13 protein-coding genes and 1 pseudogene are annotated in these 14,991 nt (G+C 62.6%); 6 read left to right on the top strand and 8 right to left on the bottom strand.

What is annotated here, in order from left to right; genetic code table 11:
- Positions 1–197 precede the first annotated feature (197 nt).
- Positions 198–1,658 (top strand): sensor histidine kinase, encoded by a 1,461-nt coding sequence (locus N5J71_RS08470; protein WP_279916670.1) that lies wholly within the window; start codon positions 198–200, stop codon positions 1,656–1,658.
- Positions 1,659–1,669: 11 nt separating this feature from the next.
- Here N5J71_RS08470 and N5J71_RS08475 read toward each other — a convergent pair whose 3' ends face one another.
- Together N5J71_RS08475 and N5J71_RS22505 are read right to left on the bottom strand one after the other, a co-directional pair.
- Positions 1,670–2,338, bottom strand: coding sequence for a response regulator (locus N5J71_RS08475; RefSeq protein ID WP_279916672.1), 669 nt, complete (start codon positions 2,336–2,338; stop codon positions 1,670–1,672).
- Between the two features lie 74 nt (positions 2,339–2,412).
- Positions 2,413–2,971: pseudogene (locus N5J71_RS22505) on the bottom strand (calcium-binding protein).
- 666 nt (positions 2,972–3,637) lie between these two features.
- On the opposite strand from N5J71_RS22505, the gene N5J71_RS08490 reads away from it, so the two are divergent.
- From N5J71_RS08490 to N5J71_RS08500, 3 genes are read left to right on the top strand one after another with little or no spacing between them, the layout of a single operon-like run.
- The gene (locus N5J71_RS08490; protein ID WP_279916675.1) at positions 3,638–5,377 is read left to right on the top strand and encodes a type I secretion system permease/ATPase; all 1,740 of its coding nucleotides are present in this window, start codon (positions 3,638–3,640) and stop codon (positions 5,375–5,377) included.
- 6 nt (positions 5,378–5,383) lie between these two features.
- Positions 5,384–6,730, top strand: coding sequence for an HlyD family type I secretion periplasmic adaptor subunit (locus N5J71_RS08495; protein WP_279916676.1), 1,347 nt, complete (start codon positions 5,384–5,386; stop codon positions 6,728–6,730).
- A gap of 1 nt (position 6,731) precedes the next feature.
- On the top strand, positions 6,732–8,075 hold the full coding sequence (locus tag N5J71_RS08500) for a TolC family outer membrane protein (RefSeq protein ID WP_125873703.1): 1,344 nt from the start codon (positions 6,732–6,734) through the stop codon (positions 8,073–8,075).
- Between the two features lie 34 nt (positions 8,076–8,109).
- Here the strand turns inward: N5J71_RS08500 and N5J71_RS08505 are convergent, their stop codons facing one another.
- The 4 genes from N5J71_RS08505 to N5J71_RS08520 all read right to left on the bottom strand — a co-directional run bounded on the left by N5J71_RS08505 (position 8,110) and on the right by N5J71_RS08520 (position 10,400).
- Positions 8,110–8,634, bottom strand: coding sequence for a DUF2937 family protein (locus N5J71_RS08505; RefSeq protein WP_003461655.1), 525 nt, complete (start codon positions 8,632–8,634; stop codon positions 8,110–8,112).
- Positions 8,635–8,638: 4 nt separating this feature from the next.
- Positions 8,639–9,412, bottom strand: a complete 774-nt coding sequence (locus tag N5J71_RS08510; protein WP_003461657.1) for a class II glutamine amidotransferase — start codon at positions 9,410–9,412, stop codon at positions 8,639–8,641.
- Positions 9,413–9,416: 4 nt separating this feature from the next.
- The gene (locus N5J71_RS08515) at positions 9,417–9,863 is read right to left on the bottom strand and encodes an HIT family protein (protein ID WP_074858985.1); all 447 of its coding nucleotides are present in this window, start codon (positions 9,861–9,863) and stop codon (positions 9,417–9,419) included.
- Positions 9,864–9,926: 63 nt separating this feature from the next.
- Positions 9,927–10,400 carry a hypothetical protein gene (locus tag N5J71_RS08520; protein WP_039964782.1) on the bottom strand — a complete coding sequence of 158 codons (474 nt, stop codon included), beginning with the start codon at positions 10,398–10,400 and terminating at the stop codon, positions 9,927–9,929.
- 105 nt (positions 10,401–10,505) lie between these two features.
- On the opposite strand from N5J71_RS08520, the gene N5J71_RS08525 reads away from it, so the two are divergent.
- On the top strand, positions 10,506–12,548 hold the full coding sequence (locus tag N5J71_RS08525) for a S9 family peptidase (protein WP_128578286.1): 2,043 nt from the start codon (positions 10,506–10,508) through the stop codon (positions 12,546–12,548).
- A gap of 56 nt (positions 12,549–12,604) precedes the next feature.
- Here N5J71_RS08525 and N5J71_RS08530 read toward each other — a convergent pair whose 3' ends face one another.
- Positions 12,605–12,919, bottom strand: coding sequence for a hypothetical protein (locus N5J71_RS08530; protein ID WP_279916678.1), 315 nt, complete (start codon positions 12,917–12,919; stop codon positions 12,605–12,607).
- Between the two features lie 75 nt (positions 12,920–12,994).
- Here N5J71_RS08530 and N5J71_RS08535 point away from each other — a divergent pair, with 75 nt between their 5' ends.
- Positions 12,995–13,363, top strand: a complete 369-nt coding sequence (locus N5J71_RS08535) for a YajD family HNH nuclease (RefSeq protein ID WP_108234063.1) — start codon at positions 12,995–12,997, stop codon at positions 13,361–13,363.
- A gap of 301 nt (positions 13,364–13,664) precedes the next feature.
- Here the strand turns inward: N5J71_RS08535 and N5J71_RS08540 are convergent, their stop codons facing one another.
- Positions 13,665–14,891: a hypothetical protein gene (locus N5J71_RS08540; RefSeq protein ID WP_279916679.1), complete on the bottom strand. Its 1,227-nt coding sequence runs from the start codon at positions 14,889–14,891 to the stop codon at positions 13,665–13,667.
- Between the last annotated feature and the right edge of the window lie 100 nt (positions 14,892–14,991).

Raw genomic sequence — 14,991 nt, forward strand, 5'->3', positions numbered from 1 at the left:
TGCGTCCTATCAAGCTACAGCTGTAACTGCCACCTCACCTGTCGCCTGAAGCACACGCCAACCTCTGCGGAGTTGGTGATCTGCACTCGGCGACCCGACAAGGCCAATCCTGAACTAGCTTGTTGATAGACCTCAGCACGTTGCAGCCAGCAAAAGGTCTTTCAGCACTTGGCTCCAAGCATCCGGGAGTAACAGCAATGACCACAGATGCAAAGGTCGAATCCATTTCAACGACCTTGGTCGAGAATGGTGATGGGACTTTGGTCGAACCCACTTCATCCGGCTGGCGTCGCCTGGGGTCGGCGAACCGTTCGGTGCAGTTCGTTCTCGCTGCTGCACTGATTCTCGGCGTAAGCATGACCTTCGTCGGCAGCCTGGTCAGCCAGCAAATCAGGCTGGCCGCAGCGCAGAGTGCAGGAGAAGGCGCGGCCATCTATATGGAGGCCTATCTCGACGAGTACGTGCAGGAACTGGCCAACGCGCGCAGCCTGAAACCCGAGAGCGTGCAGACCATCGACGCGTTGGTGAGCCAGACCTCGCTCAATAGCCATATCGTCTCGGTCAAAATCTGGCTACCCGACGGCAGCAACGTCTACAGCAGCAAGCGGCCGGTCTTCTACTATCACCCGGCCGGCCCCATCGCCGCCGCCATGCAGGGCGAGGTGGTCACCCGCCTGAGCCCGCTGGATCACGACGAACACGCCTACGAGCGCAGCTTCAATCAGCCGCTGTACGAAACCTATGTGCCGCTGCGCGAGTTCGGTAGCGGACGGATCATCGCCATCGGTGAGTTCTACGAGATGGAGCACGAGATCGCCAGCATCCATCTGCAGGTCTGGGCAATCATCGCCGCCGCTACCCTGGCCATGCTCCTGCTGCTGTTTCTCATCGTCCGCCGCGGCGACCGCATCATCGATCGCCAGCAGGCGATCCTGCGCCAGCAGATGTGCGAGCGGGAGGCCTTGCACCAGCAGAACACCGCGCTGCAGCAGCGCGTCAATACCGCCAGCCACGAGTTCGCCACCATCAACGAGCTGACACACAGGCGTCTGGGCGCCGACCTGCACGATGGTCCGGCGCAGCTCCTGACCCTGATCCTGCTGCGCCTGGATGAACTGGCGGCATTGTCTACAAGCACGACCAGAGAGCCATTGGAGACCATCCGCAACGCCGCGCAGGAAAGCCTGCGCGAGATTCGCGGTATTTCCCGTGGCCTGGCCCTGCCGGAAATCAACGAACTGAATCTGGATGAGCTGCTCAAACTTGTGGTGCAACGCCATGAGCAACGCAGCGAAACCAAGGTGCAGCTAGATCTCGGCGAGTTACCCGAGGCGCTGAGTCTGTCCTACAAGATCTGCGTCTACCGGCTGGTACAGGAGGCGTTGAACAACGCCTTCCACCATGCCGGCGGCCAGGGACAGCGGGTCAGTGCCGAGTGCCGGCAGGGCGTACTGGAAGTACAGGTGGCGGACACCGGCGCCGGCATCGATAAGGGTCTTCAGGCCGCGACAGGGTCACATCGCTCGCGCCTGGGACTGGTGGGCATGCGCTATCGAGTGGAGTCTCTGGGCGGGACGTTCGAGCTCGAATCGGCCCCCGGGCAAGGTACCCGGGTCACGGCCAGATTCGATTTACACGATGACGAAAACTGCCAGTAGCACCTGTGCCGTCACGGCGCACCGATGCCTACAGTCCAGGTCTTGTGGCTTTCCCAATAGCGGCGCACTGCCGCCACCGCCTCGACACGATTACGCGCATGCAGCTTCTGCATCACGTTGGTCATGTAGTATTTCACCGTCTTCTCGCTCAAACCCAGCTTGGCCGCCACCTCACGATTGGTCAGACCGTTGGAGACTTCACGGATGATCTGTTCTTCACGGTGGGTGAGATCTACCCCACGCTGCTCGGTCTGGTGCTTGCGGAAGTTGCTCAGCAGGCGCGTCGCCAGCGCCGGGGTGATAAAGGTTTCACCCTTGGCCACGGTGCGAATCGCCTGAATCAGCTCAGGACCACTGACCCCCTTTAGCACGTAGCCCTGGGCGCCGCCCTCCAGGGCCGAATAGGCGTCGTCCTCGGACTCTGACACCGTCAGCATCAACACCTTGACCTTTGGCTGTGCCTTGCTGATGGCGCGTACCGCAGCGAAGGTATCACCCGGCATGTTGACATCCATCAGCAGCACATCGGGCTGACAGCGCGCGGAAATTTCCCGCGCCTCGTCGGCGCAACCGCCCTGCTCCACCACCTCGAAGTCCTCGACCCGGCTAAGGGTCGCGGCGACCCCCTGCCGTAGCAGCGGATGGTCGTCGACTATGCCTACCTTGATCTTGTCACTCATCGAATATGCTCCCCTCAAGGTTTATACCCTTGTCGCCATGGTGCCGGGCAAAGCCAGGCACCAGGCTTCCCGACTCAACTCAACTGGAAGTCCGCTACCGTCACCGTGGTGTGATTGGTGACTCCAACCAGGGTGATGGTGCCGCCATCCGCACCGTTGACCGTCACCAGGGTGTCGGCACCGGCATCGGCGATGCTCACCCGCGCAGCGAAGGTCGCTGCCGTAATCCCCAGCGCGGCGATATTGAGTAGATCTTGGCCCTCCGGCAGAGTTGGCATCGAAGTCCGTGATCCGGTCATTGCCGAAGTTCGGCCCGAACACAAAGATGTCGTTGCCAGTACCACCGGTCATGGTGTCGTTGCTGGCACCGCCAGTCACCCTGTCGTTGCTGACGCCGCCATCGAGGATGTCATTGCCACCATCGCCAAACAGTTGGTCGTTGCCGTTGCCGCCGAGCAACTGATCGGTACCGGCGCCCCCGTTAAGGTTGTCGCTGCCATCCACTGTACGCAGCCCCCAGGGCACCTGGGAGTTGGGCAGCAACTCGCTCAGGCTCTGTCCGGCGGCATGCGCCTCAGCAATGAAAATCTGCTGCAGGATGAACTCGAGATCGGATTTGATGAAATCGGCCATTTCCTTCCACCTCTGAAACCCAGCAGCTGAATGCGCGAAATCGGAGGAATCGCTGGCCCAGAAGCAGCCCACCCCATCCGTTGCGCATCACACAATCGTCAGAGCGTCCCCGGGATAGAGGCCAAACGCTGCCACTCCGACCTGCTGGGCTAATCGGCGTGCAATCAGTATTTGGTATGTCCCTATGCTGAAGCTGGCACGAAGCCTGGCGTCAAAAATCAGGCAGCAGGAGACCCGTGCAGTTTCAGGTCGGCGAAATGCCCTAGCAAAGACGCCTCAGGCGTCCGGTAAAACGTGATTCCGATGGTGATCACCCCATGCAGGAGCTTGCCAACGAAAGCTGTGTCGACTTATTGGCTTGGATCACACGCCTAGACTTAAGTCCAAGCCAATAGGATTGTCAAGATACCGTCAATCGCCTCATTAATTATCCTTATTTCCTATAAGCTTTTATTGAATAAAGATTTTTTTTATGAAACAAAACGAAACATCGAAAAAATAAGGCGATTAAATCCCTTGCACATCGACGAAAACCCCATCTATACCTAGAGGGCGACACCCAAAGAGACAAGAAAATGTCTCCAATAGACAGTCCTGCACGCCAATCGTCGAAATGCCGTCACCCCACGCAGGACACCCAGCGAACATGCAGTGCCGGAGGGTCCCATGGACGTCCCGCAGTCCCCGCGTTCCGAGCTGGCCGAGGTGCTCTTTCGCCTGCGCCGCACCTTCTACGCCCTGGCCGCCTTCAGCGGGGTGATCAACCTGCTGATGCTGACCCCGGCTGTTTATATGCTGCAGGTCTACGACCGTGCCTTGGTCAGCAGCAATGTCACCACCCTGCTGATGCTCACCGTGCTGGTGATCGGCCTGTATGTACTGATGGCGCTGTTGGAAGTGGTGCGCTCGAGCGTGCTGATCCGCGTCGGCAACCGCCTCGACATGATGCTCAACAAGCGCATCTTCGGCGCCGCCTTCGAGCGCAACCTGCGCCGCGCCGGCGGCAACCCGGCACAGGCGCTGCAGGATCTCTCGCAGGTCCGCCAGTTTCTCACCGGTAACGGCCTGTTCGCCTTCTTCGACGCTCCCTGGACCCCCATCTTCCTGCTGGTGATCTACCTGGTACACCCACTGCTCGGCCTGATTACTCTGATCGGTTCGTTACTGCTGATGGGCCTGGCCTGGCTCACCGAAGTCAGCACGCGTAAGCCGCTGGCCGAGGCCAATCAGGCCTCGCTGGTATCCGGCAGTTTCGCCAACAACAACCTGCGCAATGCCGAAGTGATCGAGGCCATGGGCATGCTGCCGGCAATTCGCCAGCGCTGGTTCGGCAACCACCTGAAAATTCTCGAGCTGCAGACCCTGGCCTCCGACCGCGCGGCCTACATCGCCGGAGGCAGTCGTTTCGTGCGTGTCACCCTGCAGTCACTGATCCTTGGTGCCGGCGCCTGGCTGGCGATCCAGGGCACGATCACCCCGGGCATGATGATCGCCTGCTCGATCCTCTCCGGCCGTGCCATGGCGCCGGTGGAGCAGGTGATCTCGGCCTGGAAGCAGTTGCTCTCCAGCCGTGCAGCCTGGGCTCGGCTATCCGGGCTGCTGGCTGACTTTCCTGCGCACAAGCCATCCATGCCGCTACCCAAGCCGCTGGGCATGCTCCACGTGGAGAACGCCTTCGCCAGCGCACCGGGCTCGCCCACGCCGATCCTGCGCGGCGTCAGCTTCAACCTGGCACCCGGCAAGGCCCTGGGCATCATCGGCCCCTCGGCCTCAGGCAAATCCACCCTGGCACGTCTGCTGGTTGGCGTCTGGCCGGCGCAAGGCGGTAAGGTGCGCCTGGACGGCGCCGATATCTATCAATGGAACAAGGCCGAACTGGGCCCCTGGCTCGGCTACCTGCCACAGGACGTCGAGTTGTTCGAGGGCAGCGTCGCCGAAAACATCGCGCGCTTCGGCGCTATCGACGGCGAGGCGGTGATCCTCGCCGCCAGGCAGGCCGGCGTGCACGAGATGATCCTGCACCTGCCGCAAGGCTACGACACCCACCTGAGTGCCGACGGCGGCTCCTTGTCCGGCGGGCAGAAGCAACGCATCGGCCTGGCCCGTGCACTCTACGGCGAGCCATCACTGATTGTCCTCGACGAGCCCAACGCCAGCCTCGACGACGTCGGCGAAGCAGCGTTGCTGCAAGCGCTGCTCGACCTCAAGCAACGCGGCAAGACCCTGGTGCTGATCTCCCACCGCCCCACCGTGCTGAACATGGTGGACAAGGTGCTGGTACTGCGCGAAGGCGCTGTGCAGATGTTCGGCAGCCGCGATGAGGTATTCGCTGCGTTGCGCCAGGCCAACGTGATCCCCACCGGCAAGGGGTCGCCGACCCTGGCCTCGGTACGGGCCAAGGAGTGACATGTCATGTCCGATCTGCAGTTCGAAAGCAAGGGGCTGATACTGACGGATAGCCCCTGCACGGTTGACATGGACGACGGCAAACCGAGTCGCTGGGGCTTGTCGCTGGTGCTCGCAGGCTTCGGTGGATTCATTCTCTGGGCCATTCTCGCGCCTCTGGATGCCGGGGTGGTGGCCAATGCCACGGTCAACGTCACCGACAACCGCAAGACCATCCAGCATCTGACCGGCGGCTCGGTCGGCGCCATCCTGGTGCGCGAGGGGGATCTGGTGCAACGCAACCAGCCGCTGATCGAGCTGGATGCCACTCGCGCCATCGCCGAGCAGGGCATGGTCAGCGCCCAGTACATAGTGGTCAGCACGGTGAAAAGCCGCCTGCAGGCCGAGCGCGACGGCGCCACACAGGTGGAGTTCGATCCCGAGCTGCTCAGCCGTTTCGCCGGCGACCCACGTTTGGATGCCTCGGTCGCCCTGCAGCAGCGCCTGTTCGCCACCCGCCGCGCGGCACTGAGCGGCGAAGCCGAGATTCTCCGCGAGAACATCCACGGCGCCGAGGAACAGCTCAAGGGCCTGCGCCAGGTACAGCACTCGCGCAGCGCGCAGATCAGGCTGCTCAACCAGGAACTCGACGGGGTGCGCAGCCTGGCGGCGGAAGGCTATGTGACGCGCAACCGCATGCTCGAACTGGAACGCAACGCCGCCGAACTGAGCGCCTCGCTGGCGCAGAACATCGCCGACACAGGGCGTACGCGCAACCAGATCGCCGAGCTCAAACTGCGCATCCTCCAGCTTGAACAGAATTACCAGCAGGAAGTGCAATCGCAGCTCAGCGATATGCAGAAAGAGGCCGCCGCTCTCGCCGACCGCCTGCGGGCGCTGGACTACGAAGTCAGCAACACGGTGATCCGCTCGCCCATCGATGGCGTGGTGCTGGGACTGTCGGCCTCCACCATAGGCGGGGTGATCCAGGCCGGCTCGCGAATCATGGACGTGGTGCCGGCCAATGAGCCGCTGCAGGTCGATGCCATGGTGCCGGTGCAGGCCATCGACAAGATGCAACCGGGATTGCCGGTGGACATCGCCTTCCCCGCGTTCAATCACGCGCAGACGCCGAACATCCCCGGTCGCGTACTGACGATTTCCGCCGATCGCCTCATCGACGAGACCAACAAGCAGCCCTACTACCTGGCCGAGATCGAGGTCACCACCGACGGCATGGACAAGCTGGGCAGCAATCGCATTCGCCCCGGCATGCCGGCTACCGTGACGATCAAGACCGGTGAACGCAACCTGATGAGCTATCTGATGAAGCCCATGCTTGACCGTATCGACGGAGCCTTCAAGGAGCAATGACATGCTCGTACGCCAGATATTGTCAGGCCTCTGCTGCCTGGCCTGCCTGCCCGCCCACTCCATGGATCTGTTACAGGCCTGGGAATTGCTGCAACTGCAGGGCCCAACCTATCGTGCCGCCGTCCACGAGCGTGCCGCTGGTCTGGAAAACCCCGCTATCGGCAGAGCCGGGTTACTGCCGCAGATCACTGCCAGGGCCAGCAAAAGCCAGGTCGACGGCACCCAGGAGCAACAGAATGCACTTGGCCGGCGCATCGAGAACGATCTGGACTACGACTCGGAAAACCTCAGCCTGCAATTGCGTCAACCGCTGTATAACCGCCAGAAAATGGTCGAGTACCGCCAGGGCAAGCAGCGCGCCAGCTATAGCGAAGCGGTGTTCGATGCCAAGACGCAGAGCGTTGCCGTACGCCTGGCCAGCCGCTACTTCGATGTGTTGCTGACGCGCGAGACCATCGACCTTTCACGCGCCAAGCTCAAGGCTTTCGAGCAACAGGTAGCGGCTGCCAAACGCCGCTTCGATCTGGGCGACGGCACCATCACCGACGTCGACCAGGCCACCGCCCGACGTGATCTGGCGCAGGCCGGCGTGATCGAAGCCGAAGACAATCTGGTAGTCGCCCTGCGCCTGCTGCAGGAGTTGCTCGGCAACAACCCGGATCAACTCGCCACCCTGCACGCGGAATTTCCTACTCCGCCCCTGCAACCGGACAACCTCCAGGACTGGCTGCAGAAGGCGCAATTGAACAACCCTTCGCTGCGCGCACGCCAGCTCAATCATGGCCTCGCCGAAGAAGAGGTCAAACGCGCCAGCAGCGCCCACTGGCCGACTCTCGATCTGGTCCTGGGCTATACCGACAGCGAGAGCGATTCGCTCTCCACCATCAACCAGACCAACCGCTACAGCTCCATCGGCCTGGAATTCACCATGCCGCTTTACTCCGGCGGCGGCGTCAGCGCGCGGGTGCGCCAGGCCACCGCGAGTCGTGAACAGGCCGGGGAAGAAGTCAATGCCAGCCGCGAGGAAGTGTTCTCCGCCACAACCCGTGAGTTCCACGGCGTGCAGAGCGGCCAGGCACGCATTCGCGCCCTGCAGCAGGCCGTCATTTCCAGCGAGCGGGCACAGGATTCAGCGCGCAAGGGGTTTCTCGCGGGCTCCAGTACCAATGTCGATATCCTCAACGCCGAGGAACAGGTGTTCATCGCCCGCCGTGATCTGCTCGAAGCCAAACTTCGCTATCTGCTCGCACGCCTGCAACTGGCCGCTGCGGTCGGCCTGCTCGGCGAGGACGATATTCTCCAGGTCAATGACTACCTGGGTCCGAAGTTGGCACTCGGCTACTGAACCGGCGTTTTGCCCGATGCCCCTGGGCAGGTATTCAGCGCCAGTGGCGCTGCTGAGCGCGCCTGGTCTGCCCTGCACCGAACATCCAGCCGCACAGAACCACCAGCACCTCCGCCAGCCAGGCCAGCAGCAGTGCGCTGATCACACCCCAGAGAATCGCATCCGGGGTAAACAGCACCTGATAACGGTAAGCCTGCAGGGTTTCCTCGAACAGCTCGTGATCCGCGCCAGTCGCCAGGTGCCAGGCCTGGGCGTACCAGGGCCCCTGCATGGCCTGCCATTCGCGTTCGAGCAAGGCGGAGCGCTGCACCAGGTGCCCGACGCTCTTGGCATCGCTGCGCATCACCGGGTCATCGCTGACGCGGTAGTGCGCAACCAGCGCGTCCATATCGCCCTTGAAGAAATTGCGCGCCGTTTCCTGAAAGCCTTTGAGACTCTGCTGCGACTCCAGGCGATGAGCCTCGACCCGCTTGGCGTAGTCATCGACGAAGCCCGGCACCTGCACGCCGAGCAACAGGCCGAAAGCGAACAGCGTCAGGCGCAGGTAGCTTCTAAGCATGAGATCAGGCCTTGCCGTGAGTGATGCATTCGCCGCGGCGCCACAGGCGCCATTCGCCCGGCTGGTACAGCGACCACTGTTCGTTGTCGGTCAAAGGTTCAGTGGCGATGACGGTCACCACGTCGTTGGGCGTGGTCTCTGACTGGAAATCCACCTTCAGGTCAGCGTCCTTGAGCTGCGCAGGGCCAAATGGCGCGCGGCGGGTGATATGCGCGAGCTTGGTCGAGCAGAAGCTGAACAGCCAGTCGCCATCGCTGAGCAGGCAGTTGAACACGCCGAGCTTGCGGTAACTGGCACAGGACGCCACCAGCACCGGCAGGAGCATTTCCACCGATACCGGCTCGGGAAAGGCGCGACGCACGCGATTGAGCAGGTCGCAGAACGCCGCCTCGCTGTCGGTCTCGCCGACCGGTCGGTAGAAGGTAGTGGAGCCTTCCAGGCCCGCCAGCTGGCCGTTATGGGCGAAACACCAGTTACGCCCCCACAACTCACGACTGAAGGGATGAGTGTTGACCAGGCAGACCTTGCCGACGTTGGCCTGGCGGATATGGCCGATCACCACTTCGCTCTTGATCGGGTAGCGCTGCACCAACTGCGCCACCTCGGATTCGCTGCTCGCCCGCGGGTCCTGGAACAGACGCAAGCCGCGCCCTTCGTAGAAGCCGATACCCCAACCATCACGGTGCGGCCCGGTGCGGCCGCCACGCTGCATCAGCCCGGTAAAGCTGAAGACGATATCGGTGGGTACATTGGCGCTCATGCCGAGCAATTCGCACATCGAATCAATTCTCCTTGCCGAGGATCAGGCGCAGGCGCTCGGCTTCATCTTGCAGACGCGCTTCGATTCGCTTGCGGCCCATTGGCAGAAAGCGCACCAGCAATCGCCAGAGCAGCGCCGGCAGGTCACCCGGCCGACGCGGAATCAGGTGTAAATGGAGATGGGGCACGTGCTGATTGGAATCCGGACCGTCATTGATCAGCAGATTGATGCCGTTCTTACCGAAGCCGGCCTCGCGCAGCGCGGCGGCGATACGCTCGGCCAGCGTCAACAGACGTTCACGCACCGGTGGCGGCAGATCTCGTAGAAATGGCGCATGCACACGACTGACGATCAGCACATGGGCCGGACGCATCGGAAAGATATCCAGCAGCACGATGAAATCTTCGTCTTCATACAGACGATGAGCGGGTAGACGTTGCTCGGCAATGGCACAAAACACGCAATCCATCAGGCCTCCCTTGCACAAGGCCATCATGCTGAACGCCTGGGCCGGCAGGCGCAAGGGGTCAGATCAAATACGCGGTTCCATACGCCCCGAGCGATCGCGCCCGTAGTCACGAGTTGGCAGGTCGTCGCCCTCTTCCATGCGCTCGCGCAGGGTGCGCGGGTCCTCGTCGGGCTCGGTTACATGCTCGCCCTGACGCCCCTTCCACCAACGCTCGATGGGCCAGCGAACAGCGACGAACAATAGATACATGGCAAGCGCGATCAGGCTATAGAGCGCCAGATCAGCGACCGCGCGCCAGGCGTTGTTGCCAACCTTGAGCAATATATCCATGGCGGTCACCGCGAGGGCGGGCGCGAACAGTTCGCGCGCCGGGTCGACGATGGTCGGGCTGAACAGCAGCACGGCCATCAGCACCCGCAGCGGCTCGCGCAGGTAGCGCCACATCCAGCTGGTCAGGCGCATCCACACCAACAGGCAACCCAGAGCGGCAATCCCGTAGGCCGCCCAGGCCAGGAGGTAGTCGTTTTCATTCATCATAAGCAGGCGCCGGCGTGGCAGGTCTGGCAAAGGGGCGCTTATGATAGCGGCTTTTGCCCAGTGCGGCGCCCCTGCCGTCGCCCTCTCGTTCTCTGGAGCCACGCCATGTCCTCTGCCCCCATCGCCCGCCAGGAAGCCGGCAACGACCCTTATCACTGGCTGGAAAACCGCGACAGCGAGGAGGTGCTGGCATACCTGCAGGCCGAGAACGCTTACCTGGAGACGGTGCTGGAACCGCAGCAGGCGCTGCGCGAGCAACTGTTCGAGGAGATCAAGGGGCGCATTCGCGAAAACGACCTGTCGCTGCCCACGCCCTGGGGCGACTACCTCTACTACCAGCGCACCACCGCCGGAGACGAATATCCGCGGCACTATCGCTGCCGCCGTCCTGCCGATGGTTCGCTGGATATCGACGCGGCCAGTGAAGCCTTGCTACTCGACGCCAACGAACTGGCCGGCGGCGGCTTTCTTTCCGTAGGCGCCTTCAGCATCAGTCCTGACCAGCAACGCCTGGCCTACAGCCTCGACAGCAACGGCGACGAAATCTACCGCCTGTTCGTCAAGGAACTGGACAGCGGCCAGATCATCGAACTGCCCTTCGACGACTGCGACGGCAGCATGATCTGGGCGAACGACAGCCAGACGCTGTTCTTCACCGAACTGGACGACACCCACCGCCCCTACAAGCTCTACCGTCACCGCCTCGGCGACGCCGCTGCGCAAGCCGTATTCGAGGAAGCAGATGGCCGCTTCTTCCTGCACTGCTACCGCTCCAGCTCCGAGCGCCAGTTGATCCTGCAACTGGGCAGCAAGACCACCAGCGAGGTCTGGGTGCTCGACGCGCAGCAGCCGCAGGGCGATTTCAGCTGCCTGGCACCGCGCGAGGAAGGCCACGAATACGATGTCGATCACGGCATGCTGGACGGCCAGTGGTGCTGGCTGATCCGCAGCAATCAGAGCGGCATCAACTTCGCGCTCTACCGCGCCAGTGAGGCGCAGCCGCAGCGCCCGCACTGGCAACAGATTCGCGCCCACGACCCGCAGGTAATGCTCGAAGGCGCCACGCTGAACCAGCGTGCCATCGTCCTGGCGCTGCGCGAAGGCGGTCTGCCGATCCTCGAAGTGCAGCCACAGGGCGCTGAAGCCTATCGCGTGCAGTTGCCGGATGCCGCCTATAGCCTCTACGTGCAAGACAGCCTGGAGTTTCACAGCCCGGTGATCCGCCTGCGCTATGAAGCGCTCAATCGCCCCGCGCAGATACGCCAACTGGAGCTGACCAGCGGCGCGCAGCAGGTACTGAAGCAAACGCCCGTGGAAGGTCCGTTCGATGCCGACGCCTATGAAAGCCGACGCCTTTGGGCCACTGCGGCCGACGGCACGCAGATACCGATCAGCCTGGTGGCGCGCCGCGAGGTATTCGCCGCAGGGAAGCCTGCACCGCTCTATCTCTATGGTTACGGCGCCTACGGCGCGAGCCTCGACCCCTGGTTCTCCCACGCCCGCCTAAGCCTGCTGGAGCGCGGTTTCATCTTCGCCATCGCGCATATCCGCGGTGGCGGCGAGATGGGTGAAGCCTGGTACCGGGCCGGCAAGCTCGAACACAAACAGAACAGCTTCGACGATTTCATCGCCAGCGCCGAACACCTGATCGCCGAGGGTCTGACCACCACCGCACAACTGGCGATCAGCGGTGGCAGCGCCGGTGGCCTGCTGATCGGCGCCGTGCTCAACCAGCGCCCCGAGCTGTTCGCTGCTGCCATTGCCGAAGTGCCTTTTGTCGATGTGCTCAACACCATGCTCAACCCGGACCTGCCACTGACCGTGACCGAGTACGACGAATGGGGCGACCCGAATCAGCCCGAGGTATATGCACGCATCAAGGCCTACGCGCCCTACGAGAACGTACGCGCCCAGGCCTACCCGCCCATCCTCGCCGTCGCCGGTTACAACGACAGCCGCGTGCAGTACTGGGAAGCGGCCAAGTGGGTGGCCAAGCTGCGCCGCGACAAGACCGACACCAATCTGCTACTGCTCAAAACCGACTTCGGCGCCGGCCATGGCGGCATGAGTGGGCGTTATCAGGGCATCAAGGATGTGGCGCTGGAGTATGCCTTCCTGTTCCGTGTGCTCGGGATAGCACAGCCGTAGCAGCGACTTCAGCCGCGATTCCCCAAGCATCGCGGCTGAAGCCGCTCCTACGCCGATCACTCCGCCTTGCGCTGCCCGTCCAGCCCCTGGCTATTGCGGCGCAGTTGCTCATCAAGCTGCGGAATCGATTGATCGCCAGTGGATTTCAGCGCAGTCCCTGGAGGCGTTTGTCCCTGCGGCGGCGGTAAGAGGGGCGCCGCTCCCTGGCGCTTGATCGGTACTACTGTCGAAGGCTGGCCATAGGGCTGCGGGGTTGCCGTACCCGGTGAGCCGGCCTCCGGCGCCGACGGCATGCGCACGGGTTGCTGCGCCCAGGCTAGAGTGGCAAGGCTGGACGCCAGGATCATAGCGGCGAGAATGAGGATACGCATGATAGCTCTCCTGCTCGACTGGCTTTCGTTCTATTCTGGCAACACCTGCCCACGAACGTTCCAGTGAATTGCCTCATGACACCCACCAGCAAGCTCGACAAGATCCTCGCCGAAGCCCAGCAACGCCGCGAAACCAGCTACAGGGAAAAGGCGCTGCGCATGTATCCGCACATCTGCGGCCGTTGCGGCCGCGAATTCAGCGGCAAGCGCCTGAGCGAGCTGACCGTGCACCACCGCGACCACAACCACGACAACAACCCGGAGGACGGCTCCAACTGGGAATTGCTGTGCCTGTACTGCCACGACAACGAGCACCAGCGTCAGGTCGATTTGCACTACCAGAAGGAAGAAGCGGCCAGCGCCGGTTCCGGCAGCAAGGTCACGCACAAGGGGCTGGCTGGCTTGGCTGCCCTGCTGAACCGCCCGGAAGGCAAGCAGGACTGAACAGCCGGCCCAACCACCACCCCAGACGCCACGCCCCCCGTAGGAGCCCCGCCCCGGGGCGAAGCTTTTGCCTTTGCGGTGCTCTTTACACTCACCCTCTTTAGGGCATTTGCCTGGATATTGCGAGACGGCAGCTATTCACTGTGGCGCGCAGTTCCTGCATGAGACCGCGGTGTTCTGTAGCCTGGCGTAGGATCGAATTCATTGGCGATTCGCGGCTGAGGCCGCTCCTAGGGTCTGTTGCCGTTTCGCGCACGGCCGCGACGAAACGACAACAGACCCTAGGGGATTGCGCCAGGGCTCAGCGCAATAGGCGCGTATCCAGCGTCTTCGACGGCCCACCGATGACGTTCTCAGTGATGTCGATGAAGTCCTTGGTGCTGACCTTGTCCAGACGCATCAGCCCACGGGTCACGTCATCCAGCGACAGGTTGCCCTTGTCCTTGGTCTTCTGACGGATTTCCCGGTCCAGCTCCTGCAACAGCAGCACCGCACGCGCGGTGACAGCGCCGCTGGCATTGTCGGTACGCAGGCTGTTGACCGGCTTGCTCCAGCGAATCAGCTGCTCGCGGATCTTCTGATAACGGTCTTCGCTGATGCCCCCGGCGCGGCGCATCAATTCGATGGCGTAGTACTCGGCCAGGCCTTCGGAGATCCAGTCACTGCGCTCGCGGCCATAGATGCGGCTGAATACGTGCACCAGTTCGTGCACCAGAGAGCTGGTGCCGTTCTCGCTGACCAGGGGCCGGTCAGCGTGCATGAAGTAGGAGTTGGCCGCCGACAGGCCGCCACGCCACATCGGATCGCCAGCGCCGACGATCAGCAGCTTGTCCGGGTCGCGCGGAAACACCTGCTGCATCTGCGGCCAGACGAAGGTGAGGAAGGTCATGATATCCATGCGCCGCATGCCCTCGCCGACCGGCGCGGAGATGGCGATTTCGGTATCACCCAGGCGGGTGCGCCGGGTACCCAGCTTGCCGGCCAGCATCCAGCCGGTCGGACGATCGAACTTGCGCTGCGGGTTGTCGATGCGAAAGCGGTTCTTGCCGATGCGCGGCCAGCCGGTTTCCACGCTCGTCCAGCCCTTGGGCAGCTCGAACTGCAGGCGCGCCACCAGCTCGATCTTGTTCTGCTGGTCGAGCTTGGCCGCCGGAATCAGGTCGTCGCCCCTGAACAATGCCCAGTCGTCAGTCATCCTGGCGTCGTAGCGCCCCGGCTTGCGTTCGCTGTCGATCAACACGCGGTAGCTCAGTACGCTCTTGCCCTCGCCTGGCTGCCACTTGCCGCGTCCGGCAACCTCCTGCGACCACTGGCCATCGGCCTTGAAATCGCTGAAACGCCCGTCTTCGCCAAGATTGAAGTCGAGGCTGCGCACGTACTCTCCCTTCTCCAGCGTGATGCTGACTTCAGCCTGATTGCTCTCGGGCAGAAAGCGCACCCGGTAATCCAGATCGACCTTCTGCGTGGCAGCGAAGGCCGGCAGACTCAGAAGCAGCAGAGACGCGTACAACGGCAAGCGAAGGGACATCGAACAAAACTCCTGATGCGGGACGTGGCAGCTTATGACAGCTGCGCCACAGGGCAAATTCCATTAACGGGGACAGATTTCCCACGAAGCCGCGCGGCAA

The organism is Ectopseudomonas oleovorans (genome assembly GCF_029845265.1).
GTDB classification, from domain to species: domain Bacteria; phylum Pseudomonadota; class Gammaproteobacteria; order Pseudomonadales; family Pseudomonadaceae; genus Aquipseudomonas; species Aquipseudomonas oleovorans.

What these genes read in the sequence shown, in the direction of transcription:
- N5J71_RS08490 (WP_279916675.1), top strand. Translation starts at nt 3,638, where the DNA reads ATGGACGTCCCGCAGTCCCCGCGTTCCGAGCTGGCCGAGGTGCTCTTT.
- N5J71_RS08535 (WP_108234063.1), top strand. Translation starts at nt 12,995, where the DNA reads ATGACACCCACCAGCAAGCTCGACAAGATCCTCGCCGAAGCCCAGCAA.
- N5J71_RS08525 (WP_128578286.1), top strand. Translation starts at nt 10,506, where the DNA reads ATGTCCTCTGCCCCCATCGCCCGCCAGGAAGCCGGCAACGACCCTTAT.
- N5J71_RS08540 (WP_279916679.1), bottom strand. Translation starts at nt 14,891, where the DNA reads ATGTCCCTTCGCTTGCCGTTGTACGCGTCTCTGCTGCTTCTGAGTCTG.
- N5J71_RS08530 (WP_279916678.1), bottom strand. Translation starts at nt 12,919, where the DNA reads ATGCGTATCCTCATTCTCGCCGCTATGATCCTGGCGTCCAGCCTTGCC.
- N5J71_RS08520 (WP_039964782.1), bottom strand. Translation starts at nt 10,400, where the DNA reads ATGATGAATGAAAACGACTACCTCCTGGCCTGGGCGGCCTACGGGATT.
- N5J71_RS08510 (WP_003461657.1), bottom strand. Translation starts at nt 9,412, where the DNA reads ATGTGCGAATTGCTCGGCATGAGCGCCAATGTACCCACCGATATCGTC.
- N5J71_RS08505 (WP_003461655.1), bottom strand. Translation starts at nt 8,634, where the DNA reads ATGCTTAGAAGCTACCTGCGCCTGACGCTGTTCGCTTTCGGCCTGTTG.
- N5J71_RS08470 (WP_279916670.1), top strand. Translation starts at nt 198, where the DNA reads ATGACCACAGATGCAAAGGTCGAATCCATTTCAACGACCTTGGTCGAG.
- N5J71_RS08495 (WP_279916676.1), top strand. Translation starts at nt 5,384, where the DNA reads ATGTCCGATCTGCAGTTCGAAAGCAAGGGGCTGATACTGACGGATAGC.
- N5J71_RS08500 (WP_125873703.1), top strand. Translation starts at nt 6,732, where the DNA reads ATGCTCGTACGCCAGATATTGTCAGGCCTCTGCTGCCTGGCCTGCCTG.
- N5J71_RS08515 (WP_074858985.1), bottom strand. Translation starts at nt 9,863, where the DNA reads ATGGATTGCGTGTTTTGTGCCATTGCCGAGCAACGTCTACCCGCTCAT.
- N5J71_RS08475 (WP_279916672.1), bottom strand. Translation starts at nt 2,338, where the DNA reads ATGAGTGACAAGATCAAGGTAGGCATAGTCGACGACCATCCGCTGCTA.